Genomic DNA, 22,827 nt, shown 5'->3' on the forward strand with positions numbered 1-22,827 from the left:
TGTCCTCAACTCGGTCGGCACTCACTTGTACGACCTCCTGTCGTCCGCCGGCGGCACGGTCGCGCCCTTGTATTCCACGGGTATGCCGCCGAGCGGGTAGTCCTTGCGTTGCGGGTGCCCCGGCCAGTCGTCGGGCATCAGGATCCGGGTCAGCGCCGGGTGACCGTCGAAGACGATCCCGAACATGTCCCACGTCTCGCGCTCGTGCCAGTCCACTCCGGGGTAGGTCGCCACGATCGACGGGATGTGCGCGTCGCCCTCCGGCACGGTGACCTCGACGCGAACTCGCTTGCTGCCGTTGGTGATCGAGATGAAGTGGTAGACGGCATGCAGTTCGCGGCCGGTCTCCTGCGGGTAATGCACCCCGCTGACGCCCAGGCACTGCTCGAAGCGCAGCGACGGCTCGTCGCGCAGCACCTGCGCGACGAGCGGCAGGTGCTCCCGGGCCACGAAAAGGGTTAGCTCGCCACGGTCGACGACGACCCGCTCGACGGCGCTGTCGACGTCGCCGCCATTGCGCCGCAGCGCGATCTCCAGGCTGCCTGTGAGCTGGTCGAAGTAGCCGCCGTAGGGCTTGCTCGCCGCACCCGGGAAGAGCACCGGCCGGTCGAGCTCGCCATACCCGGTGGTGTCGTTGCCGAGCGACGAACCGAACATGCCCTTGCGCTCGGCCACCTGCACCGGCTTGCCGGGCGTCGCAACCTCGGCGAGCTCGCCGGAGGTGACGGCGTCGGTCGTCGTCTCCTGGTCTTCGGGGCTCACGCGAGCAATCCCTTCATCTGGTGCGTCGGCGTCGCCGCCATCGCGGCCTGCTCGGCGGCACGCGCGGCCTCGACCCGGTTCACGCCGAACTTCATCTGCTGGATCTGCTGGTGCAGCTCGAGAATCGCGTGCAGCAGCATCTCTGGGCGGGGCGGACAACCGGGCAGGTAGATGTCGACGGGTATGACGTGGTCGACGCCCTGCACGATCGCGTAGTTGTTGAACATGCCGCCCGAGCTGGCGCACACACCCATCGAGATGACCCACTTGGGTTCGGGCATCTGGTCGTAGACCTGGCGCACGACCGGCGCCATCTTCTGGCTCACCCGGCCCGCGACGATCATCAGGTCGGCCTGGCGCGGCGTGGCGCTGAAACGCTCCATGCCGAAGCGGGCGATGTCGTAGTCGGGCGTGCCGACCGCCATCATCTCGATCGCGCAACAGGCCAGGCCGAAGGTGGCCGGCCAGACCGAGCTCTTGCGCATGTAGCCGGCAACCTGCTCGACCGTGGTCAGCAGGAAGCCTGCGGGCAGCTTCTCTTCGATTCCCATGTCAGCCTCAATCCCACTCGAGTCCGCCGCGACGCCATACGAAGGCGTAGGCGATGAACACCGTCAGTACGAAGAGCACCATCTCGACCAGTGCGAACAGGCCCATCCGGTCGAAGGACACCGCGAACGGGTAAAGGAACACCGACTCGATGTCGAAGATGATGAACAGCATCGCGGTCAGGTAGTACTTGATCGGCACGCGGCCGCCGCCATCGGCGTGCGGGCTCGGCTGAATGCCGCATTCGTAGGCGTCGGCCTTGGCGCGGTTGTAGCGCTTCGGCCCGGCCAGCGAACTCGCCCCCAGCACCGAGAAGATCGCGAAGGCGGCACCGATGCCTGCGAAGAACAACAGCGGTGCGTATGAGTAGTTCATGCTTGCGAGTCCTTCCGAACGTTGCCGTTCCTGACCGTGTTGCTGTCCCGCATCATGCGCTGCGCACGGGAGCCATTGTGTCGCTCTCTCACGCCGCGGGCACCACCCGGGACAACATCGACATCACCCGATCGTCGAGTTTGCCGCCGTGCTCGTCGCCCAAGTTGGCCATGATCTTCAACAAGAGTTGCATCATCGTCTTGCGCGGGAGGCCGTAACGGACGGCAAATCGCATGATTTCCGGGTGCCCGATCAGCTGCGCGAAGTAGCGGCCGATCGTGAAGTAGCCGCCGAGCGCGTCCTTCATCACCTGCGGGTAGGACTGCAGCACCCGCTCGCGGCCGGCGTCGTCGGCCCGGCCGAACGCCTGCGCGATCACCTCGGCGGCGAGCCGGCCGGACTCCATGGCATAGGCGATGCCCTCGCCGTTGAACGGGTTGACCATGCCCCCGGCGTCGCCGACCAGCAGCAGGCCGTCGGCGTAGTGCGGCTGGCGATTGAAGCCCATCGGGAGTGCGGCGCCGCGGATCGGGCCGGTGATGGTCTCCTCGTTGTAGGTCCACTCCTCCGGCATCGTGGCGACCCAGCGACGCATGACGTCTTTGTAGTCGGTCTTGCCGAATGCACTGGAGGTGTTGAGGATTCCGAGGCCGACGTTGCTGGTGCCGTCGCCGACGCCGAAGATCCAGCCGTAGCCGGGCAGCAGGACGCGCTTGCCGTTCTTGTCGGTCGACCACAACTCGAGCCACGACTCGAGGTAGTCGTCGTCGTGCCGCGGGCTGGTGTAGTAGGCGCGGACTGCGACGCCCATCGGCCGGTCGTCGCGCTTGTCGCGGCCCATCGACAGTGACAGCCGGGAGGAGTTGCCGTCGGCGGCAATCACCAGCGGCGCGCGGAAGGTCAGCACCTTGCCGGTCGGCCGGTTGTCGGCGCCCATCTCCTTGGCCTCCACCCCGACGATCGCGCCGGTGGCGTCGTCCTTGACCGGGGCGCTGACGTTCATGCCCTCGCGCAGCCGGGCGCCGTGCTTGACGGCGTGCTTGGCGAGGATGTCGTCGAAGTCCTGGCGCGTGCGCACCAGGCCGTATGGCGGGAAGCTCGCGACGTCGGGCCAGTCCAGCTGCAGCCGCATGCCGCCGCCGATGATCCGCAGGCCCTTGTTCTTGATCCAGCCGTCGGCCTCGGGAGTCGGGACACCGAGAGTGATCAGCTCGCGCACCGCGCGGGGTGTGAGCCCGTCGCCGCAGACCTTCTCGCGCGGGAAGTGCGTCTTCTCCAGCAGGAGGACGTCGAGGCCGGACATCGCAAGGTATGCGGCTGTGGCGGATCCACCAGGGCCGGCGCCGACGACGATGACGTCGGCGCTCTCGTCCGGGGCAGGGGTCATGCCGGGGTGGCTCACTAGGGCGAATCTTTCTAGCTTGTGAACGTCTTCACTAACCCATGCACTGTATTCCCAGCTGAATCGTCATACCTACTTAGGCGCACCTAACCGCAAGTGCCGCTGCGGGTGTCAGAACCGGGCCGGCTTGGTGGCCCGGTGCAGCGCGACGATGCCGCCGGTGAGGTTGCGCCACTCGACACCGGCCCAGCCCGCGTCCTGCAGTTGCGACGCGATGCCCGCCTGGTCCGGCCACGCCTGGATCGACTCGGCGAGGTAGACATAGGACTCGGCGTTCGAGCCGACACGGCGGGCGACCCGCGGCAGTGCCGACATGAGGTATTCGCTGTAGACCTTGCGGAAGGCCGGGTTGGTCGGCGTGGAGAACTCGCAGATCAGCAACCTGCCGCCCGGCTTGGTCACCCGCCGGAATTCGCGCAGCGCTTCCTGGGTCGACTGCACGTTGCGGAAGCCGAATGACATTGTCACGGCGTCGAAGGAGTTGTCCGCGAAGGGCAGCTGCATCGCGTCGGCGGCCGCGAACGCCATACCGGGTCGCAGTTGTTTGCCCTTGCGCAGCATGCCCAGCGAGAAGTCGGCGGCCACGACGCGTGCGCCCATCCGCTCGAACGGGACACTGCTGGTGCCGGTGCCCGCCGCGATGTCGAGGACCACGTCACCATGCTGGACGTGCAGCGACTCCACCACGGCCTTGCGCCAGCGCCGGTTCTGCCCCATCGCCATCACGTCGTTGGTCAGGTCGTAGCGAGCCGCGACCTGGTCGAACATCCGCGCGACATCTCGGGGCTGCTTGTCGAGGCTGGCGCGATTGGCTGCCGTGGGCTGCTCGGTCATGGTCACTCGCTCATCCGGTCATTCATGCGGTCATTGTCCCGTATGCCGAAACGCGTCGCCCAGTGCCGGTCGGCGTAAGGTGGCCGCTCGTGACCCTGCCGTTGCCGCAATCGCATCCCGCGCTGGTGGTGCGCTCCACACGCATCCAGGACCCGGGAGATCTCGTCTCGCTGATCCCGCCCGGTGCCGAGGCACCGATCAGCTGGTTGCGCGACGGCGACGGGTTTGTCGGGTGGGGAACCGCTGCCGCCATACAGACGCAGGGGACGGCGCGCTTCGAGGACGCCGAGCTGTGGTGGAGCGAGGTGGTGCGCGACGCCGTGGTGCGTTCCGAGGTGGATCTGCCGGGCTCGGGACTGATCGCGGTCGGGTCGTTCGCCTTCGCGGCAACTTCAGCGGCCGGCGGTGTCCTGCACGTGCCCGCCACCGTGGTGGGGCGGCACCACGACGTCTGCTGGCTCACGACCGTGGGCACGGCGGCCCAGCTGCCGGCCACTCCCGCGCTGACGGCCGGGGCGGCCCCGGCTCCCCCGGTGGTCGCCGACGCGTATGACGGCGCGCTCACCGGCGAGCAGTGGGCCGGCGCGGTGGCGACTGCGGTCGGCCGGATCCAGTCCGGGGCGCTGGACAAGGTCGTGATGGCCCGTGACGTCGTCGTGCGGTCGAGCACCCCGATTGACCCGCGGCACCTGCTGCGCAACCTGTCCGCTTCCTACCCCAACACCTGGACCTACAGCGTGGACGGGCTGATCGGTGCGACACCGGAGTTGCTGGTACGCCGCCAGAAGGGCCTGGTCACCTCGCGGGTGCTGGCCGGGACGATCCGGCGCACGGGTGACGATGAGCACGACCTCGCGCTGGCCGCCTCGCTGGCCCGGTCGAGCAAGGACCTGGAGGAGCACGAGTATGCCGTGCGCTCCGTCGCCGACGCGCTGTCCCCGCACTGTTCGTCGATGAACGTGCCGGAGTCGCCGTTCGTCCTGCACCTGCCCAATGTGATGCACCTGGCGACCGATGTTGCCGGCGTCCTGCACGAGGACGTCTCGTCGCTGACGCTCGCGGCGTCGCTGCATCCGTCGGCCGCGGTGTGCGGCACGCCGACGCTCGCCGCGCGAGACCTGATCGCCGAGCTGGAGCAGATGGATCGGGGCCGGTATGCCGGGCCGGTCGGCTGGCTCGACGCCGACGGCGACGGCGAGTGGGGCATCGCATTACGCTGCGGCGCGCTCGAATCCCCTTCGCAGATCAGACTTTTCGCCGGCTGCGGGATCGTGGCCGGGTCACATCCCTCCGCCGAGCTCAGTGAGTCCGAAGCGAAGCTGGTGCCAATGCTGCAGGCGCTGGGGTGTGGAGCGGAGGGCGGGCGCTCGTAGGCCCCGCCGCGTCCAAGTGGTGCCCTGAGTAGCGGAGGAGCGAAGCGGGGAGCGTATCGAAGGGCGCAGCGGAGGAGGGCGTACCGAGGCCCGTGCCTGCTCACCGAGCGGGGTACTTCGGCGCCGAGCGGGGTAGAAGCGGGGGCTGTGGAGCCCCTTGGTTCTACCCCGGTCGATGAGGTTGTACCCCGCTCGGCGAAGTAGCGAAGCCGAGGCGGCCTCCTCCCGGGGTGGCCGAGTAGCCCAGGGGAGCGAAGCGGAGAAAGGCGTATCGAGGTCGATGGCAACGTAACGAAAAGTAGTCGCGTGCGTGCGGTGCCTCGACGGCATCGGTGCCGCGAAAATACCCGAAAATAGTGCGCATTCGTGGCCAATTCTCTCGACACATGATTCGAGCACCTGTAGCATTAAGCCATGGAGGACACCCCGGCAGACCGCACACCCGGTGAGGGTGCGCCCGGGTCTGCCGGCGCGAGAATCCAGGCCGCGTTCGCCCTGTTGACCTCGGCGTTCCAGGATGCCCGCACCGACTCGGCAGGGTTGTCGAAGACGGAACTGCTGGACCAGGCGGTGACTGCGCAACGGGTGCTGGATGCGGCGTGGGCGGTGCAATCGGCGCGGCTGGCGCAAGCCGCCGCGATCGAAGACGTCGTGACACCGGACGCCACCAGCCCTGAGGGGGTCCGGGTGCGTGAGATCCACCACCGGATCGGTGCGTACCAGGAAGAATTCATCGGGTGTGAGGTCGGGCCGTTGCTGGGATGGACCAGCCGGCAAGCCCTGGACCGGGTCAGTGAAGCGTCCGAGGCGATCAGGCGCACCCCGCGCTTGTTCACCCGGGGTCGGGTCCGGGGAGTTGGAGCCGGCCAAGCTGCGGTCGGTCCATCGGGCGCTCGGGCAAGTCGTGCAAGACACCGCCGCTGACGGTAGTCGCCGCGTTCATGATCCGGCGGCTGCGGTCGAGAACGCACTGCTTGGCGACCCGGACGAACATGACGGCGATGCAACACAGTTCGCGGCAGTCGAGCAAGCCAACCTGGAGTTGCTGGCGAAGCAGTCCGCGACCCTGGCCGGGCGGCGGGTGCACCGCATCCTGACCCGCATCGACCCGGTCGCCGCCGACCGTGCCACCACCCGGCGGCGGCGTGAGCGGATCGCCGTGTTCGTGCACCCGGACGACGAACCCGGCCTGTCGCATCTGCACGCAATCCTCCCGACGGCCACTGCTGCCCAGCTGATGGCCGCCGTCGACGAGCACGCCCGCCAGTTGCATGCGGACACCACCACCGACAAGACACTGGCCGAGTGCCGCGCCGATGCCCTCACCGACCTGGTGCTGGACCACGCCACGATCACCACCAACCTGGTGATCCAGGTCCCCGTGCACCGCGAAACCGGGTTCACCAGTTCGGGCACCAGTGCTGGGAGCGGGACAGTCGCCGAGTCACTTACCGCGCCAGCCGCGGGTGGTTGCAGCGAGTGGCCGGCCGCGTTCGCCCACCCCATCACCGGGATCGCCACCACGGCTGGGCTTCGGGAAGCAGCCCAGCCGGCCGGCGCCGGGGTTACCGCCGTGCTCGACGAGGAAGTCATCGAACGAGAATTCAACGAACTCCTCAAACGCCTCTACCCGCCCGACCCCGACGACCCGGAACTCGACGCCACGGAATTCGACGACGACACCGGCTGCTCCCCGCCCGACCCGCTGCCACCCGATCGACTTCTAGACGCTCCCGACCACACTGACTTCGCACGACTGGGTGATGCGACCATCCCCGGGATCGGCACCGTCCCCGCGTGCGTGATCGAAGCCATGTCCCGGTCGTTCGGGATGACGATCACCCGTGCCCTGATCGACGCCGACACCGGAGTCACCGTCGAGACCTGCCAAACCCGGTACCGGCCGGGCGCGAAACTTGCCGCGTTCGTGCGCGCTCGGGATTCGCATTGCCGGTTCCCCGGCTGCACCCGCCCCGCGGCCCGGTGCGACCTCGACCACGTGGTCGGCTGGCCGTTCGGGCCTACCGCCGCATGGAACCTGCACTGCCTCTGCCGGCACCACCACCGCACCAAACAAGCCCACGGCTGGACCGTCACCATGACACCCCTCGGGGTGTGCACGTGGACCAGCCCATACGGCCGCACCTACATCACCACCCCCAGCGAATAGGCGGCGCCGGAAACCGTTGCCATTGCATGAGACCGAAGCGGGGTGGCCGCGCCGCCTTTGGAGGTTTCTGACCTCATCGAAGATCGGCGAGAAACCTCGCCGTCGCGTCGATAACAGCAGTGAAGTTGTCCCCATTCGACGTGCCCGGGTAGTGAAAAGCATGACGAGCGCTTTCATATTCGAGCAATTCGCATCGGTTGCCCACGGCGATCATCGCGTCGCGAAACCGGCGCACCCACGCGATCGGCTCCACCTCGTCCGCAGTTCCGTGCTGGATCAACACCGCAGGTCCACCTGAGCGCACCCGCTCCATGAGCGAATACCGCAAGAGCGACCCTGGCCCGGTTCCGATGCGTGCCTCGAGCGATCGTTGGGTCGCCTGGTCGTGCGCGGCCAGATCCAGCCCAGCTGGATTGAGCGCGATCACCGCGTTCATACGGTGTCGAGCGCTCAGCTCGCCGCGGCCCTGCTGTGGCATCGCCGACACCAGGGCCAAGTGCGCGCCTGCGGAACTGCCGCCGATGGCCAGCCGATCCGTCGGCAACCCGTGCGCAGCCGCCATTGCCATGAACCTGGCGATGGCAGCATTCACGTCGCTGAGGCAGTCATCAATGCTCTGCGCTCCCTGGCCCAGCAAGCGGTACGCAGCCGATGCAGCAAAGATTCCGCGTTCTGCCAGCGCTTCGCAATGCGGGGCCATATCTTGCGGTGTTCCTGCGCTCAACGCCCCACCGTGCAGCAGAAGTACGCCGGACCCTGGCTCGATGCAGCGGACCGGCTCGTACAGCAGCATGTGCAATTCCGGGCCGCCGACATACGCGGGGTAACGATCGACGAGCACGCGACTTTCCTATCAGGTCGTCGGTCGTTTCTCGTGACTGTCGGCCCGCACACCGAACTGCCGACCGAGCCGGTCGATGATCCGCTCGGCTGAACACGCACCGTCGACAGTCATGATCGGCAGACCGAGATCGTGCGCTTGCTCGGTGACCTCGGCATCCCAGAGGGCGTCGCGCTCCAACCGGGTCCGGATGACATCGGCCGGGTCCAGGTCACCCCAGTTGGCTCGTGCCCTGCGCGGGTCGGCGTACCGCCGTCGCAGCGCTGCGCGACGGAACTGGGGGGTGGGGACCAGAAAAACCGCCTGCTCCGGACGCTCCAGAAGCGGGGCCAGATCCCGCGGGAGTATGCCGAAGTAGTCGACGACAACGGGCCGTTCGGCGGGCCGGGCGAGCAGGTCCTCGACGAGGAACCCGACGGTCTCGCCGCTGCGTCCGGGCATCGCCTCGAACGCCTGTTTCCCGGTGCGGCCGCGCCAGTTGTCACCCGGACGCTGGTCTCGGAGCGCGAAGAACCTCGGCTGCCGGTGCGGGACGGCACGGGCGATCCACTGCTGTTCCGCACGGTCACCCGAATACAGCTCGACCCCGAACTCACGCACCAAACCGGCAGCCACCGTCGACTTTCCGGATGCGGTGCCACCGGCGATCCAGCGCACATGGCGCAGCCGATGCGTGAGCGATGTGCCGCTCTCCTGTGCAGGATGTGTCGTCGCCATACGCTCAATGATCCTGAGCCACGCCACCAAATTGCAGCCTTGTCTTCGCTCGGCCGCAGCCGCATGCTGGGAGAAGAGGGCGACCGCAGAACGCCCGGGGTCATCGGGGGCAGTTATCCAGCCACCTCGGCACCCTCGACCACGACGACCTCGCCGTCGGCAGCCTGCTGCCGTATGGCGCGGGCCGCTTGATACTCGGCGCTGCGATAACAGTCCATCGCCGCCTGGTAACTCGGGAACTCAATCACCACGTTGCGCGGCCGCGTCTCGCCCTCGCTGATCTCGAACCGGCCGCCGCGCACCAGCGGTGTACCACCAAACGCCGTGTAGACCGGATTGGCCGCCGCGACATACCTCGCGTATCCGTCGGCGTCGTGCACCGTGATGCGCGCGATCCAATAACCCTTGGCAGTCATGGCAATTCCCTCTCCGGCGAGACGATTGTGCTCAGCCATTCAACAGCAGTCGCAGCGCACCGGGCAGCACCTGGGCGGTGACCGGCGTGGGTGCGAGCGGCTCCCCATCGGCATACGCCTCGACGCCGTCGGCCGCGATGCGCACCACCGCCCCCCGGGCGACGGTGACCTCCGGATTCTGCAGGTGCGTCCCGCGGTAGAGCTGCGGCAGGGCGCGCACGAATTTCAGCCGGTTGCCGACACCGACCATCACCACGTCCAGCAGCCCGTCGTGCACCTCGGCCTCGGGCGCAATGTGCATGCCCTTGCCGTAGAAGCCGGAATTGGCTGCGATCGCGGTGAATCCGCGATATTCGAAGACCTGCCCGTCCACCTCCACCCGGTAGTCGCGCGGGGTGAACCGCAACAGCCCGCGCAGCGACGCGAGCTGATATTGCAGGCCCGACGGCAACCGGCTGGAGCGGGCATTGACCAGTTCGGAGACCAGCGAGTCGACCCCGGCATACACGCTGCCGACCACGACCCGGCCGGCAACCTCGATCGCGTCGACCGGGGTTTCGACTCCACCGAGCGCCAACCGCGTTGCGTCATGGATGTTTTCGGGTATGGCGAGCTGCCGCGCAAAGTCGTTGCCACGCCCGCTGGGCACGATCGCCGCCGTCACGTCATACCGGTGCAGCGGCCCTGCCATGGTGCTGACCATCCCGTCGCCGCCCACCACCACACAGGTCTCGCCGGCCGCCGCGGTGTCCTTCACCAGGCCGTCCGCGGCGTCGATGCCGGGCGAGAACGTGATCCGCACCGCCGCACCCGCGTCACCCAGGTCGGCGGCCACGTCGCACGCGACGTGCACGGCCCGGCCGCCACCGGACAGCGGATTGGCGATCACGTGGAACGACTGCGTATTACTCATCAAGACTCCGGAAATCAGAGGATCGAGGCCCCCACGAAGTATCGGAGGAGCGCAGCGGGGGAGAACTTCGTGGGGTGATCATGGGATAAGCACTCCCGGGTTGAGGATGCCCTCAGGATCCAGCGCCTGCTTGACCGCGCGCAAGGCCGCCACGCCGGGCGCACCGATCTCGTCGGCGAGCCACGGCTTGTGGTCGCGCCCGACGGCGTGGTGGTGGGTGATCGTGCCGCCGGACGCCTCGATCGCGTCGCTCGCCGCCCGCTTGATCGGCGCCCACTGCGCGGCACCGTCGTCCGCCTCGCGCATCGCCACGGTGAAGTAGAGCGACGCGCCCGCCCGGTAGACGTGCGAGATGTGGCACAGGATCACCGGGTCGAACCCTTGCTCCCCCGCGGCAGCACCGATAGCCGCCTTCACCTCGGTGTAGAGATGCTGCAGGTTGCTCCAACCCGTCGCTGTCTCAAGGGTTTCCACCAGCACGCCTTCGTCCAGCAACGCGTCGCGGAGGTATGGCGCAGCGAAGCGCCCCTCGGCCCACGCGGCGCCGCGCTGCTCGCCCGCTCGCTCGCCGCCCAGCTCCCCAAGCGCTTCGTGCACCTCGGCGCGCAGCCGCGCGACCCGTGCAGCCGTCCCCTCGAAGCCGCACACCATCTGCACCCCGCCCGCGTCGGAGAGCCCGATGGCGGCCGGGTCGCTGAGATTGATCGCGGTCTCCGTCTCGTCCGACAACCGCAGCACCGTCGGGTTGAGGTCGTCCTGCACCAGCCGGCGCATTGCCGTCGCCCCGTCCGCGAACGACGCCCAGCGCCACGTCTCATAGACCTTCTCCGCAGGCGCCGGGCGCACCATCACGGTCACGTCGGTGATGACGCCGAACGTGCCCTCCGAGCCCAGCACCAGCTGCCGCAGGTCGGGTCCTGCCGCCGTGGCCGGTGCCCGCCCGAGCGTCCACAGGCCTCGCGCCGTTGCCACGGTCAGCGAGATCACCAGCGAGTCGAATCTGCCATATCCCGAGGAGGATTGACCACTGGACCGAGTCGCGGCGAAGCCGCCGATGCTGGCGAACTCGAACGACTGCGGGAAGTGCCCCAGCGTGTAACCGCGCTCACCCAGCAGGGCTTCCGCCGCCGGGCCGAGCAGCCCAGCCTGCAGGGTCGCGGTCAGCGATTCCTCGTCCAGCGCAACCATCCGGTCCAGCCGGCGCAGGTCAAGGCTGACCACACCGCGCAGGTCACCGCGATCCGCGACGAGACCGCCGACGACCGAGGTCCCACCGCCATAGGGCACCACGGCGATCGCATGCTCGGCGCACACCCGCAACACCGCAACGACCTCATCGGCACTGCCCGGTCGCACCACCACGTCCGGGGCGTCGGAGAAGTCACCGGCGCGGGCCGCGAGCAGGTCGGGAGTCGACTTTCCGCGCGTGTGGTGGATGCGATCCGCGTCGTCACCGCCGACGTGCGCGGCGCCCACCACGGCGCGCAGCGCGGCCACGTGCTCCGTGGCAAGGCCCGCCACCGGCACCCGCACGTCCCTGAGGTCCACCGCGGGCTGCGGCTGAATCTCCCCGAACGCCAACGTCATTAGCTCGGCCGCGCTGTCCGGCAACGTCGTCGTATGGCGGGGGTCTCCCCATCGTGACCAGTGCATTGCGTGCTCCCAGATCGCTCCGCGACACTCGTCGCCGCGGACTCAAGATGTTACAGTGTTACAGATGAACGCACTTCGTAACAAGACTGCGATCGAGGACGACCGCCTGCTGACCGCTGCGCGCGACTGCCTCCTCGCGGTCGGCTGGCGGCGCACGACGATGACCGATGTCGCCCGCCGCGCCGGAGTGTCGCGCATGTCGGTCTACCGGCGCTGGCCGGACATGTCGGCGCTCATCGGCGACCTGATGACCCGCGAGTGGTCGACTCTCGGCACCCGCCTGGCGCAGGATCACATCGGCCTCGACGCCGCTGGCATCGCGCACGCGGTGGGCGCGGTCGCCGCCGAGATCCGCCGTGGCGAGCTCTTCGGCAAGATCGTCGACGTCGATCCGGAGCTGCTGATCCCCTACCTGCTGGTGCGGCGTGGCCGCACCCAGGACGCCATGTTGGAGTCGATCGTCGCTGCGATCCGTGCGGGGCAGGACGCCGGCACGGTGCGAACCGGCAACGCCGTGCTGCTCGCCCGGTCGGTGCTGCTGCTGGCGATCGGTTTCGTCTTCTCCACACCGACGATGGTCGATGAATCCATCGACGACTCAGCACTTTTCAGCGAACTTGTGACAGCGGTCGAAAGGTACCTGTCGTGACCGGATCCGCCTCCCTCAACGCCGCCCGCCGCCGCCGTGAGCTCGACGACGTCGCCTCCGGGCAGGTCGCCGATCTGCTCGTCATCGGCCTGGGCGCCACGGGTGCGGGAGCCGCACTGGATGCAGCCACCCGCGGCCTCGACGTCGTGGCGATCGACGCACACGACCTGGCGTTCGGCACCTCCCGCTGGAGTTCGAAGCTTGCGCACGGTGGGTTGCGCTACCTCGCGTCCGGCAAGGTCGGCATCGCCCACGAGAGCGCGGTCGAACGGGGCATCCTGATGACCCGCACCGCACCCCACCTCACCCGGACGACACCGTGGCTGGTGCCCCACTTCGGCCGCGGTGGTCGTCGCGAAAACGCCGTCACCATGGCCGGATTCGTCGCGGGCGACCTGTTGCGGCGTGCTACTCGCACACCTACTTCCGTGCTGCCCCGTCCCCGACGCTTGCGGCCCGCCGAAGCCCTGACACTCGCTCCCGGCATCCGCGAGGACGGCCTGATCGGCGCCAGTCTCGGCTGGGACGGCCAGCTGGCCGACGATGCGCGGCTCGTGGTGGCGATCGCCCGGACTGCGGCGCTGCACGGCGCCGCGGTGCTGACCCGCCTCCGGGCGCTCGAGGTCACCGCGGACGGCGCACGAGCCCGCGACGAACTGACCGGCGACGTGATCGAGATCAAGGCCCGCGCTGTGCTCAATGCGACTGGCGTCTGGGCAGATCGGCTGGCTCCCGACATCCGGCTGCGACCTTCCCGTGGGACACATCTGGTAGTGCGGTCGGCATCGCTCGGCACGCCGAACTGCGTGGTGAACGCTCCGGTCCCGGGCCACTTCGGCCGCTTCGTGTTCACCCTGCCGCAGCTGGACGGCACGACCTACCTCGGCCTGACCGACGAGCCGGTCGAGGGCGAACCGCCGGACGTTCCGCTCCCCGGCGACGGCGAGGCCGAGTTCCTGCTGGACACCATCAACCCGGTCCTGCGCACGGCGCTGACTCCGGCCGACGTGATCGGTTCGTTCGCCGGCCTGCGGCCGCTGCTGGACACCGGTGACGACGACAGGGGTGGCACGTCGCGGGGTGACACTGCCGACCTGTCCCGCCGGCACGCGGTGCTGACGGCCCCGGACGGACTGATCACCGTCGTCGGCGGGAAGCTCACGACCTACCGGCGCATGGCGCAGGACGCGGTCGACGCCGTATGCCGGGAGCGCCGCCTCACCGCCGGCCCCTGCGTGAGCGCCCGGACTCCGTTGATCGGCGCGGCTTCTCGGGAACGGCTGGCCGCACTACCCGCTCCGGACCGGCTGGTGCGGCGCTATGGCACCGAGGCGACCGCCGTGCTCTCCGCGGACCCGTCCCGGAACGAGCCGATCGGCAACGAAATCCACACGACACCAGCGGAGTTCGACTTCGCACTCCGTCACGAAGGTGCACTCGACATCGGCGACCTGCTCGACCGCCGCACCCGCATCGGACTCGTGCCGGCCGACCGTGACCTTGCGGAAAACGTTGCGGCAGAGGCACTTTCGCTCATCTGACGAAAAGCGTCCCGAAGCAGCATCAGGCGAGGAATTTGCTCCACCCGCCGGGCGGCTTCGCGCCATACGGCACGGTGCGCAGCTTGGCCAGCACCGCCGGGTCCTGCGCCTCGATCCAGTCGACCAGTTGCCGGAACGACACCATCCGCGTGTCCGGGTAGGTGGCCAGTTTGCGCATCACGCGCTCGACGGCCGTCATGTAGATGCCGCCGTTCCAGCCCTCGAAGTGGTTGCCGATGATCAGCGGTGCGCGGTTGGAGTCATAGACCCGCCGGAATCCCGCCAGATAGGTGTCGACCGCCTGCTGCTGCCACATCGGCCGCTTGGACGGAGCTCCCTGTGTGGTGCCGCCGGTCTGGTTGTACATGATGTTGTAGTCCATCGAGATCACCTGGCCGGTGTGCCCGGCGAACGGGATCGACTGCATCGACAGATCCCACAGGTTGCGGTCCTTGGACGGCCACATCTGGATGGCGGTCTTGCTGCTGTCATAGCGCCAACCGAGCTGGGACGCCGCAGTGCGCAGGTTGTCCGCACCCTCCAGACACGGGGTGCGCCCGCCGACCAGCTCCTTCTCGTAGTCGAACGGGAACGGCGGCAGATCGGTGAAACCTGTTGTGGTGCGCCAGTTCTCGACGAAGAACTTTGCTTGTTTGATCTCACTGCGCCAGTCCGCGGGCGACCATTGCTGCACACCGGTCGGCCCGCAGAAGTGCCCGTTGAAATGCGTGCCGATCTCGTGACCCTCCAGCCACGCCTTGCCGATGTTGTCGATCGTCGCGTGGATGTCGTGGTCGGTCAGGTAACCGATGTCGGAGGCGCCGATCGGGTGCCGCGGCGGCCGGTAAAGGTGCTTCTTGCCTTCGGGCAGCAGGAACAACCCGGACAGGAAGAGTGTCATCGAGGCACCGACTTCCTTGGCCACCTCGCGGTAGTGCGACAGGAGATTCAGGCCGGTGACCTCACCGGCGCCGTCCCAGGAGATGACCACGAACTGCGGCGGTGCTTCGCCCGGCTGCAGTTTGCGCGGGGTCGGCTGATGCGGCTGCGGGCCGGTGTCCGACGTCGAGCCGTCACCGATCAGCCGCACCTTCTTCTTCGGCGCCGTTGTGCCGGTCGGTGCGTTCGTCCGGTCCTGCGCGGTGGTGGTCCCCACCGCACTCGGCGCACCCTGTGAGTCCTGCCTGCCGAGCCCGCACCCGCTCAGCGCCGCCGCCGCGCTCGCAGCGGCGCCACCCAGCACCACCTGTCGCCTGCTCACACTCATCCGCGTCCACTTCCCCTCATCCGTTCCTTCCGGCGTGCCCCGCCCGGGTATGCCGGGCCCGCCCCCACCACAGTGACGCATCCGCGGCGCGAACCCAAGTCCACACGCGGTGACCTAAGCCACTTCGCAATGCGCCGGACCGCCGCGCGGGCGGCGGTAGACTGGGTGCCGAACAGCACAGGGACCGGGCGCGACTGGTGGTGGGAAGCCGCGCGCTAGCGAGCCGTGCGCTCGAAAGGCGTTCCACCCCGTGTCACCTACTGCGTCATACCGGCACCTCTTCGGCCTGACCGGACGTACCTACATCCTCGTCGCGTTCCTCGCGCGACTGCCGCTTGCCATGAGCCAAATGGGCACTCTGCTGCTCGTTGCCCATGCGACCGGCAGCTTCGGCGCGGGCGGCGTCTGTGCCGGAGCACTGGCACTGGCCAACGCGGTCGGCGCGCCCCTGCTCGGCGGCGCATCCGACCGATTCGGGCAGCGCCGCGTCGTGCTCCTGCAGTCCTGGGCGAGTGCGCTCGGCCTCGTCGCGATCGTCGCCGCCGCCGAGAGCGGCGTTTCCTGGGCGTGGGCGGCCGTCGCGTCCGCGGTCGCCGGCTGTTGTATGCCGCAGACCGGCCCACTCGCCCGGGTGCGATGGCGTCCGATCATCAGCACCCGCAGCCGCGCCGGCACCGCACTGCGTCTGCTCGACACCGCGTTCTCCTACGAAGGAGCGGCCGACGAGGCGTCCTTCGTGCTCGGCCCGGCACTGGTCGGCTCCATCGCCGCCGTGGCCGACCCGGGTGTCGGAATCTGTGCTGCCGCAGTGCTGCTTGCGGTTTTCGGCACCTGGTTCGCCATACACCCCACGGCTCGGCTGCTGACGGCGCGCAGTGGCGCCGCCGTCGCCGGGACGCTGCTGACCACGGCATTGGCGATGCTGCTCGTGGCGCAGTTCATCATCGGCCTCGTCTTCGGCTCGGTGCAGACCGGCACCACCGCGGTCGCGACCGCCGCCGGTTACGAGGGAATCGCCGGGCTGGTGCAGGCCTTGCTCGGCGTCGGAAGCGTCGCCGCGGGCCTGAGCATGGCGACGCTGCCGGCCCGGATCGGCTATGTCACCCGCTGGCGGGTCAGCGCGGCCGGTCTGTTCGTGCTGACGACGCCGCTCCTGCTGGTCGGCTCGCTGGCCACGTTGTGCCCGGTGCTCATCGTGCTGGGCTGCTGCGTGGCGCCATACATGATCACCACGTTCAGCCTCGGCGAACAGCTCACGCCACCGTCGCGCACCGGCGCGGCGATGACGCTGCTCGCCGCCGCCACCGGGCTCGGGTATGCCGTAGGCGCTGCCGTCGCCGGGCGTCTCGCCGACCTGTCCGGTGCGACCGCGGCCTTCACGGTCACGGTCGCGGCCGGCGCACTGGCGTGCTTGCTCGCCGTCGTCGCCGGGCCGTTGTTGCGCCGGTCGCAGGCCACCGCCACCTCCCGGACCGACGCCGTCAGCCCCGCCCAGTCCACCGCCGACACCGCCGCCTGACCGCCCGACCCGGCGCGGCACCCCGCTCGGCGTCTAGGGTCGTCATCATGGCAACCAAGCACTCCCCGCTCCTCAACCTCGCCTCGGCCTCGGTGGCCGGCGTGGTCACCCTGATCCGGCCCACCCGGTTCCCGCGGTGGGCACGCCGCAGTCTGAGTCTCGCGAACACGGCCGGCACCGCCGGCACGGTCTTGCTCGCGATCCGTGGCGAAGACGAACTGCCGGAGGATCACCCGCTGCACCGTGCGGTCGCCATCAGCGACCTCACGGCAGCCTCGACCGGCGGGCTGATGCTGCTCACCTCCGGTCTCGGCCTGAAGGCGGACGCGAAGGTGGAGCGGATCCTCGTCCGGCGCGGCGTGCGGCACCCGCGGCTGGTGATGGCGGCCGGGGTCGTCATCGTGCTCTTCGCCGTCAAGACGGTGCAGGACGCCGCGAGCAGGCGCACCTCCGGCGCCGCGGAAGCCGCGACGTCCACCGAGAGCAAGCCGTCGATCAGCACCAAGCCGGCCAACCAGAGCCTGCCCAGTGTGAGCGGCGGCTCAGCACCAGCCCAGCAGGACGTGACGACGGCCGCGGCCGAGGAGTCGCCGAACGAAGCGCAACAGTGACGGCCTTCGGCCTAGCGGACGTCCAGGACGCGGCTGCCCGCCTGTCCGGAGTGGCGCACCGGACACCGGTCGTCACCTCCACCCGGCTGAACGACGAGTTCGGGATCTCTGTGCACCTGAAGTGCGAAAACCTTCAGCGCATGGGCGCTTTCAAGTTTCGTGGCGCCTACAACGCCCTCAGCCGGCTCGACGCACCAGCGCGAGCCGCCGGGGTGGTCGCCTTCTCGTCGGGCAATCACGCACAGGCCGTGGCGCTCGCGGCGCAACTGCTCGGCATCCCGGCCACCATCGTGATGCCGTCTGACGCCCCAGTGATCAAGCTCACCGCAACCCGCGGGTATGGCGCAACGGTCGTCACCTACGACCGGCTCTCCGAAGGCCGCGAGGCGATCGCACAGGAGCTGGCCGACCGTGAGGGACGCATCGTCATACCCCCGTTCGACCACGCGCAGATCGCCGCCGGGCAGGGCACTGCCGCGCTGGAGTTGATGGACGAGGTGCCCGACCTCGACGTCGTCATCGCACCACTCGGCGGCGGTGGGTTGCTGAGCGGTACGGCGGTCGCGGCTCGCGGAATCCGCTCATCCACAAGGATTTTCGGTGCAGAGCCAGCTGCGGGTGATGACGGGAAGCAGTCGTTCGACACCGGCTCGATCGTCACCATCCCGGTGCCGCAGACGCTCGCCGATGGGGCACAGACGACGGCCCTCGGCCGGCTCACTTTCCCGATTATCCGCGAACTCGTCGAGGACATCGTCCGGGTCAGCGACGCGCAGCTCGTGTCGGCCATGCGCGCGCTGGCGAGCACCTGCAAGCTGATCGTGGAGCCCACCGGCGCCCTCGGCTTCGCGGCCGCTGCCTCGCTCGCGCCATCCATGCCCGGCGCCAAGGTCGGGGTGATCCTCTCCGGCGGCAACGTCGATCTCGACCGCTTCGCGCGGTTGATCAGCGCGCCCTGACCTGCGCGCGCACCCAACCGGCGACCGTTGCCACTTACGCACGCAGATGACTCACCGCACGTGGTGCCAGGCGAGGACCGTCAGTGCCGCCAGGAAGATGAGCGACCCGACGAACGCGAACGGTTGCCCGGCAGCGGCGATCGCGTCGGCGACTGCCGGTCGAGCCCCCAGTTCAACCATTCGCTGCTGGGGCGAGCGGCGCAGCTTCCCGATGCGCAGCCGCACGGGCGCGAGTTGCGTCGCGAGCGGAACGTATCCGCCAATGACCAGCACCGCCAACGGAATCCGGGCCCAGAAAAGCCGGTGCACCTCCTCCGCCCAGATCGCGACAGCGAGTATGCCGACCGCAGCGATCGCGAGCACCAGGCCGCTCGCGACGGTGACGGCCCGTGCCCGCCCGACGGTGTCCCGGGAGTGCCGGATCAGCCAGGACAGCTGCCGCACCTGCCAGCGCCGCCGCGCCCACCATGCCCAGGCGACACCGGCCACCAGGAAGGGCAACTCGATCCAGATCCGCACCCGGTGGAGCCTACGGGCAGCCACTCGTCCCGTTCTCGCGACCGTCGCGACTTCGGGACACCCCCGGCCCGGTTTCCCGTCCCTAACCCTCGACCGTCGCGACTTCGGGACACCCCCAGCCCGGTTTCCCGTCCCCAACCCTCGACCGTCGCGACTTCGGGACACCCCCAGCCCGGATTCCCGTCCCCAACCCTCGACCGTCGCGACTTCGGGACACCCCAGCCCCTCCGAGATCGGGCAAGCTTGACGGTATGCCGGAGGATCAGCCCATCGAACCGCTCGACGCGCTACGCCGGATCGCCTTCCTGCTGGAGCGATCCCGGGCCGGCACCTACCGGGTCAAGGCGTTCCGCCAAGCGGCCGACACCGTGGTGAGCACGCCACGAGACGAGCTGGAACACCGCGCGCAGACGGGCACGCTGCAGGACCTGCCGGGCATCGGGAAGGCAACCGAGGCCGTGATCCGCGAGGCACTGGCGGGCGAGCGGCCGGCATACCTCGCGAGCCTTGAGGAGAAGTCTCCCGAGCGGCTGGCCGAGGGCGGCGAGCGCTACCGCGCGGCACTCCGCGGCGACTGCCATTGCCACTCCGACTGGAGCGATGGCGGGTCACCTATCCCCGAAATGGTCGCGACCGCAATGGAACTCGGCCACGAATACCTTGTCCTCACGGACCACTCGCCATCGCTGCGGGTCGCCAATGGCCTCAGCGTCGAGCGCCTTACCAAACAGCTGAAGCTCATCGACCGGATCAACGAGAACACTGGCAGCTTCACCCTGCTCAAGGGCATCGAGGTCGACATCCTCGATGACGGCTCGCTCGACCAGCGGCCCGATCTGCTGGCCCGGCTCGACGTCCGAGTGGCTTCGGTCCACTCGAAGCTGAAGATGGCGCGCGCGCCGATGACACAGCGGATGATCGGCGCGGTCCGCGACCCGCACACCAACATCCTCGGCCACTGCACCGGCCGGATGGTCGACGGCGAGCGTCGCGGGAAGGCACTGCGTCGCGATCAATCGGCGTTCGACGCCGAGGCTGTCTTCGCCGAGTGCGCCGCCCACGACGTGGCCGTGGAGATCAATTCCCGCCCGGAACGCCAGGATCCGCCGGACGAACTCATCGCGCTCGCCGTCGCTGCGGGCTGCCTCTTCTCCATCGACAGCGACGCCCACGCACCGGGTCAGCTGGACTTCGTCGAGTACGGCTGCGAGCGCGCCGAACGCCTTGCCGTTCCGCTCGATCGCATCGTCAACACGTGGCCGAAAGAGCGGCTGCTGGAGTGGGCCGATAAGCGCTAGCGCCTCGTTTTGGTGGATCGCTCGATAGTCCCCTATAGTCATCTAGTCCTCGACGCCAGCCGAGGTGCGCTGGCGCGGAGGACTGGTCGTCGAAGGTGAGTCCCCATCGTCTAGCGGCCTAGGACCCCGCCCTTTCACGGCGGTAGCACGGGTTCGAATCCCGTTGGGGATACGCATCGCTCATGCGATGATGCAGGTTGTACGAAGGCCGCAAGGCCCCGTAGCGCAGTTGGTTAGCGCGCCGCCCTGTCACGGCGGAGGTCGCGGGTTCGAGTCCCGTCGGGGTCGCAACACCCTTTCCCAAGGGCCAGATAGCTCAGTTGGTAGAGCGAGCGACTGAAAATCGCTAGGTCGGCGGTTCGACCCCGTCTCTGGCCACCACGGTCGCACCGGCGGACCCGTCCTCGGACGGGTCCGTTTGTCGTATGACGGCCCGGATCCGCCCAGCCGCGGCTGATATCCACGCTGCATGGATATCCGGATCGAGACCGCCTCGGAGCTGCCTCAGGAGATTGCGACGGCCGCCGAGCTGCGGCGCTTGCTGAGGGCGTATGACCTGCGCGGCCTCGAATGGACCGACCGGGTGATCGTCCGGACCGGGCAGCCGTCTCATTCGCATCCGGTGGTCACCCTCAACACGCGCCGAACCGGCGATTCGCTCCTGGCGACCTACCTGCACGAGCAGCTGCACTGGTGGCTCATCGACCACGATCAGGCGGCGGCAGCTATCGACGCCACCGGTGCGACCTGGCCGTCGACGCCGAGCGCGTCGGATGGCGGGGCCCGCAGCGACCACTCGACACGGCTGCATCTGTTCGTCTGCTTCCTGGAGCACCGCGCAATGCAACTCCTCACCGGCCCCGACCGAGCCTCCGACGTCCTCACCACGCAGATCGACGCTGGACTCTATCCCTGGGTTCGGCGCGAACTACGTGAGCAGCAGACCGCACTCAGCACCCTCTGCGACCGCTACGAGCTGTGGCCGCCCAGGCTGCGCGAGATACGGGCCGAGTGAAGCGAAGCAGTGGGCTACCGGCTCCAGCGACGACGAATCTCCAGGTCAATGCGGGTGTCCTCGCGGAACACAAGGGTCGCGCCATCTAGGTGATGCAACGCCGAACCCCACTCGGCGAAGCGGCCGGCAGCGAAAGCGAACACGAGCACCGGCTCGATCGAGCCACCTGACGAGACGACCAACGCAGTTCCGCCGTCCCGCACCTTGCTCAGTGCGCGATGCCAGTGCTGCCAATGCGCCGCGACAACTTCCCGCAGTGCAGCACTTACTTCGAGCAGCCGGGCGTAGTGCTCGTACGGGAGGTTCCATCGCCATTGATCGTGATGCTCGACGACGCCCGGCACATAGCCAGATGGCCAGTCGACCATCTCATCGACGGCGAACCCATGACTACCGCGGTTTCGACGTACCGGGGATCCGGCCCTGTCAGCACGTACTGCACATCTGTCAGCCGCTCGCCTACGTCCCGCGCGAGCCGCACCCCGTCCGTGGAGAGCAGCGAACCGCACTCCCGGCTCGGGCCCTTCTTGGTCAAGGAGTGCCGCCGTACCTCCAGTCTTTTCACACCAAGACTCTATGAAGCGACGCGGACCAGTAGCGTCCCGGTCGCTACGAGGCACCCGCCGCTCTGCCGCACTGCCCGTTGTGTGACGGCAACCCGTCATACGGCCTGAGCGACCGACCAAAGAGACCCGGGCGAAGGCTTGCACCGACGGAAGACGGGCACGCATGAGCAATAATCGGGCTCATGCGTGCCCGCTTCGGCCTCCTGGTCCTTCCCGTGCTGCTGACGGTCCTGCTCGGCGGCGCGCGCCCCGCGACGGCAGCCCCACAGGCCGGCCCCACGGCCATCACCACCACGAGCACCACTGCCGGCCTGCGCATCGGCACCGGCACGAACACCGACGACGGCACGTCATGGGCCACCTCGGTCCCGAGCTTCCAGCAGCCGACCAACAAGACCAACAACGAACCGTTGCTGATCATCGCAGGCGTCGTGCTCGCGATCCTCGTAATCGGCGGCATTACCGCCCTCGTGCGGCTGCGAGCGCGGGGCGACGACGCCGATCTGTAGCGCGTCTGCCGGTCGATGCTGGGAATGTCCGACCGCTGCGGTACCGTTGACCCCACGACATAGACCGAGGATCCCGGGGTCCGAGGGTGGTTTTCGTGCGTGCACGTTCACCGCTCGATCGCGTCCCGGCAAAACACATGAGGGGGTCTCGCCATGGGGCGCGGCCGGGCCAAGGCAAAACAGACCAAGGTTGCCCGGGAGTTGAAGTACTTCTCTCCCGACACCGATCTGAATGCACTCGAGCGGGAGCTTCGCTCGAAGGCGCACGACGCGGCGAACGACGCCGACGACGTGCGCGACGATGACGACTACGGCGACTACGCCGACTGGGCGTCACACGGACACTGACCGACCACCTCTGCGGCGCGG

General features: G+C 68.6%; 25 protein-coding genes and 3 tRNA genes. 15 read left to right on the forward strand and 13 right to left on the reverse strand.

All coding sequences use genetic code 11. The features are described 5' to 3' along the window. Positions 1-21: 21 nt before the first annotated feature. The 5 genes from EFY87_RS00840 to EFY87_RS00860 form a co-directional block, all read right to left on the reverse strand. On the reverse strand, positions 22-762 hold the full coding sequence (locus EFY87_RS00840; protein ID WP_220093450.1) for an NADH-quinone oxidoreductase subunit C: 741 nt from the start codon (positions 760-762) through the stop codon (positions 22-24). Further along, entirely contained in the window at positions 759-1,313 is a 555-nt protein-coding gene (locus tag EFY87_RS00845) for a NuoB/complex I 20 kDa subunit family protein (protein WP_123269411.1), read from the reverse strand. The genes EFY87_RS00840 and EFY87_RS00845 overlap by 4 nt, the downstream gene beginning before the upstream one ends. A 7-nt stretch (positions 1,314-1,320) precedes the next feature. Next, positions 1,321-1,686, reverse strand: coding sequence for an NADH-quinone oxidoreductase subunit A (locus EFY87_RS00850; RefSeq protein WP_123269412.1), 366 nt, complete (start codon positions 1,684-1,686; stop codon positions 1,321-1,323). Between the two features lie 88 nt (positions 1,687-1,774). Beyond that, positions 1,775-3,073, reverse strand: a complete 1,299-nt coding sequence (locus tag EFY87_RS00855; RefSeq protein ID WP_123269413.1) for a geranylgeranyl reductase family protein — start codon at positions 3,071-3,073, stop codon at positions 1,775-1,777. A 126-nt stretch (positions 3,074-3,199) separates the two neighbouring features. Continuing rightward, positions 3,200-3,922 (reverse strand): demethylmenaquinone methyltransferase, encoded by a 723-nt coding sequence (locus tag EFY87_RS00860; protein ID WP_123269414.1) that lies wholly within the window; start codon positions 3,920-3,922, stop codon positions 3,200-3,202. An 89-nt stretch (positions 3,923-4,011) separates the two neighbouring features. Here EFY87_RS00860 and EFY87_RS00865 point away from each other — a divergent pair, with 89 nt between their 5' ends. The 3 genes from EFY87_RS00865 (at position 4,012) to EFY87_RS00870 (ending at position 7,465) form a co-directional block, all read left to right on the forward strand. Then, positions 4,012-5,295 carry an isochorismate synthase gene (locus EFY87_RS00865; protein ID WP_123269415.1) on the forward strand — a complete coding sequence of 428 codons (1,284 nt, stop codon included), beginning with the start codon at positions 4,012-4,014 and terminating at the stop codon, positions 5,293-5,295. Positions 5,296-5,709: 414 nt separating this feature from the next. Then, complete coding sequence (locus EFY87_RS19950; protein ID WP_148043195.1) at positions 5,710-6,219, forward strand: hypothetical protein; 510 nt, start codon at positions 5,710-5,712, stop codon at positions 6,217-6,219. Next, complete coding sequence (locus tag EFY87_RS00870) at positions 6,200-7,465, forward strand: HNH endonuclease signature motif containing protein (protein ID WP_148043196.1); 1,266 nt, start codon at positions 6,200-6,202, stop codon at positions 7,463-7,465. Before EFY87_RS19950 ends, EFY87_RS00870 begins: the two co-directional genes overlap by 20 nt. A 73-nt stretch (positions 7,466-7,538) precedes the next feature. Here EFY87_RS00870 and EFY87_RS00875 read toward each other — a convergent pair whose 3' ends face one another. The 5 genes from EFY87_RS00875 to EFY87_RS00895 all read right to left on the reverse strand — a co-directional run bounded on the left by EFY87_RS00875 (position 7,539) and on the right by EFY87_RS00895 (position 12,005). After that, positions 7,539-8,306, reverse strand: a complete 768-nt coding sequence (locus tag EFY87_RS00875; protein ID WP_123269417.1) for an alpha/beta hydrolase — start codon at positions 8,304-8,306, stop codon at positions 7,539-7,541. Positions 8,307-8,318: 12 nt separating this feature from the next. Beyond that, a complete protein-coding gene (locus EFY87_RS00880) occupies positions 8,319-9,023 on the reverse strand; it encodes a hypothetical protein (RefSeq protein WP_123269418.1) in 705 nt (234 codons plus the stop codon). Between the two features lie 113 nt (positions 9,024-9,136). Further along, positions 9,137-9,439 carry a DUF1330 domain-containing protein gene (locus tag EFY87_RS00885; RefSeq protein WP_123269419.1) on the reverse strand — a complete coding sequence of 101 codons (303 nt, stop codon included), beginning with the start codon at positions 9,437-9,439 and terminating at the stop codon, positions 9,137-9,139. Positions 9,440-9,470: 31 nt separating this feature from the next. After that, on the reverse strand, positions 9,471-10,352 hold the full coding sequence (locus EFY87_RS00890) for a diacylglycerol/lipid kinase family protein (protein ID WP_220093451.1): 882 nt from the start codon (positions 10,350-10,352) through the stop codon (positions 9,471-9,473). 78 nt (positions 10,353-10,430) lie between these two features. Further along, entirely contained in the window at positions 10,431-12,005 is a 1,575-nt protein-coding gene (locus EFY87_RS00895) for an FAD-binding oxidoreductase (RefSeq protein WP_123269421.1), read from the reverse strand. A gap of 64 nt (positions 12,006-12,069) precedes the next feature. Between EFY87_RS00895 and EFY87_RS00900 the strand changes: the two genes are divergently transcribed. Next, positions 12,070-12,654, forward strand: coding sequence for a TetR/AcrR family transcriptional regulator (locus tag EFY87_RS00900; protein ID WP_123269422.1), 585 nt, complete (start codon positions 12,070-12,072; stop codon positions 12,652-12,654). Beyond that, positions 12,651-14,195 carry a glycerol-3-phosphate dehydrogenase/oxidase gene (locus EFY87_RS00905; protein WP_123269423.1) on the forward strand — a complete coding sequence of 515 codons (1,545 nt, stop codon included), beginning with the start codon at positions 12,651-12,653 and terminating at the stop codon, positions 14,193-14,195. The genes EFY87_RS00900 and EFY87_RS00905 overlap by 4 nt, the downstream gene beginning before the upstream one ends. Before the next feature lie 22 nt (positions 14,196-14,217). Here EFY87_RS00905 and EFY87_RS00910 read toward each other — a convergent pair whose 3' ends face one another. Then, complete coding sequence (locus EFY87_RS00910) at positions 14,218-15,462, reverse strand: polysaccharide deacetylase family protein (protein WP_123269424.1); 1,245 nt, start codon at positions 15,460-15,462, stop codon at positions 14,218-14,220. A 250-nt stretch (positions 15,463-15,712) separates the two neighbouring features. Between EFY87_RS00910 and EFY87_RS00915 the strand changes: the two genes are divergently transcribed. The 3 genes from EFY87_RS00915 to EFY87_RS00925 are packed head-to-tail and all read left to right on the forward strand — an operon-like array spanning position 15,713 to position 18,551. Next, positions 15,713-16,981, forward strand: a complete 1,269-nt coding sequence (locus EFY87_RS00915) for an MFS transporter (RefSeq protein ID WP_158607448.1) — start codon at positions 15,713-15,715, stop codon at positions 16,979-16,981. A 47-nt stretch (positions 16,982-17,028) separates the two neighbouring features. Then, a complete protein-coding gene (locus EFY87_RS00920; protein WP_123269425.1) occupies positions 17,029-17,592 on the forward strand; it encodes a hypothetical protein in 564 nt (187 codons plus the stop codon). Continuing rightward, positions 17,589-18,551: a threo-3-hydroxy-L-aspartate ammonia-lyase gene (locus tag EFY87_RS00925; RefSeq protein ID WP_123269426.1), complete on the forward strand. Its 963-nt coding sequence runs from the start codon at positions 17,589-17,591 to the stop codon at positions 18,549-18,551. Before EFY87_RS00920 ends, EFY87_RS00925 begins: the two co-directional genes overlap by 4 nt. A 51-nt stretch (positions 18,552-18,602) precedes the next feature. Here EFY87_RS00925 and EFY87_RS00930 read toward each other — a convergent pair whose 3' ends face one another. After that, entirely contained in the window at positions 18,603-19,070 is a 468-nt protein-coding gene (locus EFY87_RS00930) for a hypothetical protein (protein WP_123269427.1), read from the reverse strand. A gap of 251 nt (positions 19,071-19,321) precedes the next feature. Here EFY87_RS00930 and EFY87_RS00935 point away from each other — a divergent pair, with 251 nt between their 5' ends. The 5 genes from EFY87_RS00935 (at position 19,322) to EFY87_RS00955 (ending at position 21,383) form a co-directional block, all read left to right on the forward strand. Next, positions 19,322-20,368 (forward strand): PHP domain-containing protein, encoded by a 1,047-nt coding sequence (locus EFY87_RS00935; protein ID WP_123269428.1) that lies wholly within the window; start codon positions 19,322-19,324, stop codon positions 20,366-20,368. A gap of 99 nt (positions 20,369-20,467) precedes the next feature. Beyond that, positions 20,468-20,540 (forward strand) — tRNA-Glu (locus tag EFY87_RS00940). 42 nt (positions 20,541-20,582) lie between these two features. After that, positions 20,583-20,656: transfer RNA gene (locus EFY87_RS00945), tRNA-Asp, on the forward strand. Positions 20,657-20,673: 17 nt separating this feature from the next. Further along, a tRNA-Phe gene (locus EFY87_RS00950) sits at positions 20,674-20,749 on the forward strand. A gap of 88 nt (positions 20,750-20,837) precedes the next feature. Continuing rightward, positions 20,838-21,383, forward strand: a complete 546-nt coding sequence (locus tag EFY87_RS00955) for a hypothetical protein (protein ID WP_123269429.1) — start codon at positions 20,838-20,840, stop codon at positions 21,381-21,383. Positions 21,384-21,397: 14 nt separating this feature from the next. On the opposite strand, the gene EFY87_RS00960 is transcribed toward EFY87_RS00955, so the two are convergent. Continuing rightward, positions 21,398-21,751: a hypothetical protein gene (locus EFY87_RS00960; RefSeq protein WP_123269430.1), complete on the reverse strand. Its 354-nt coding sequence runs from the start codon at positions 21,749-21,751 to the stop codon at positions 21,398-21,400. Positions 21,752-22,131: 380 nt separating this feature from the next. Here EFY87_RS00960 and EFY87_RS00965 point away from each other — a divergent pair, with 380 nt between their 5' ends. Both EFY87_RS00965 and EFY87_RS00970 read left to right on the forward strand, forming a co-directional pair. Continuing rightward, the gene (locus EFY87_RS00965; protein WP_123269431.1) at positions 22,132-22,458 is read left to right on the forward strand and encodes a hypothetical protein; all 327 of its coding nucleotides are present in this window, start codon (positions 22,132-22,134) and stop codon (positions 22,456-22,458) included. A gap of 153 nt (positions 22,459-22,611) precedes the next feature. Beyond that, entirely contained in the window at positions 22,612-22,806 is a 195-nt protein-coding gene (locus tag EFY87_RS00970) for a DUF3073 domain-containing protein (protein ID WP_123269432.1), read from the forward strand. Positions 22,807-22,827 lie beyond the last annotated feature (21 nt).

It is taken from the genome of Flexivirga caeni (assembly GCF_003724155.1).
Lineage (GTDB): Bacteria > Actinomycetota > Actinomycetes > Actinomycetales > Dermatophilaceae > Flexivirga > Flexivirga caeni.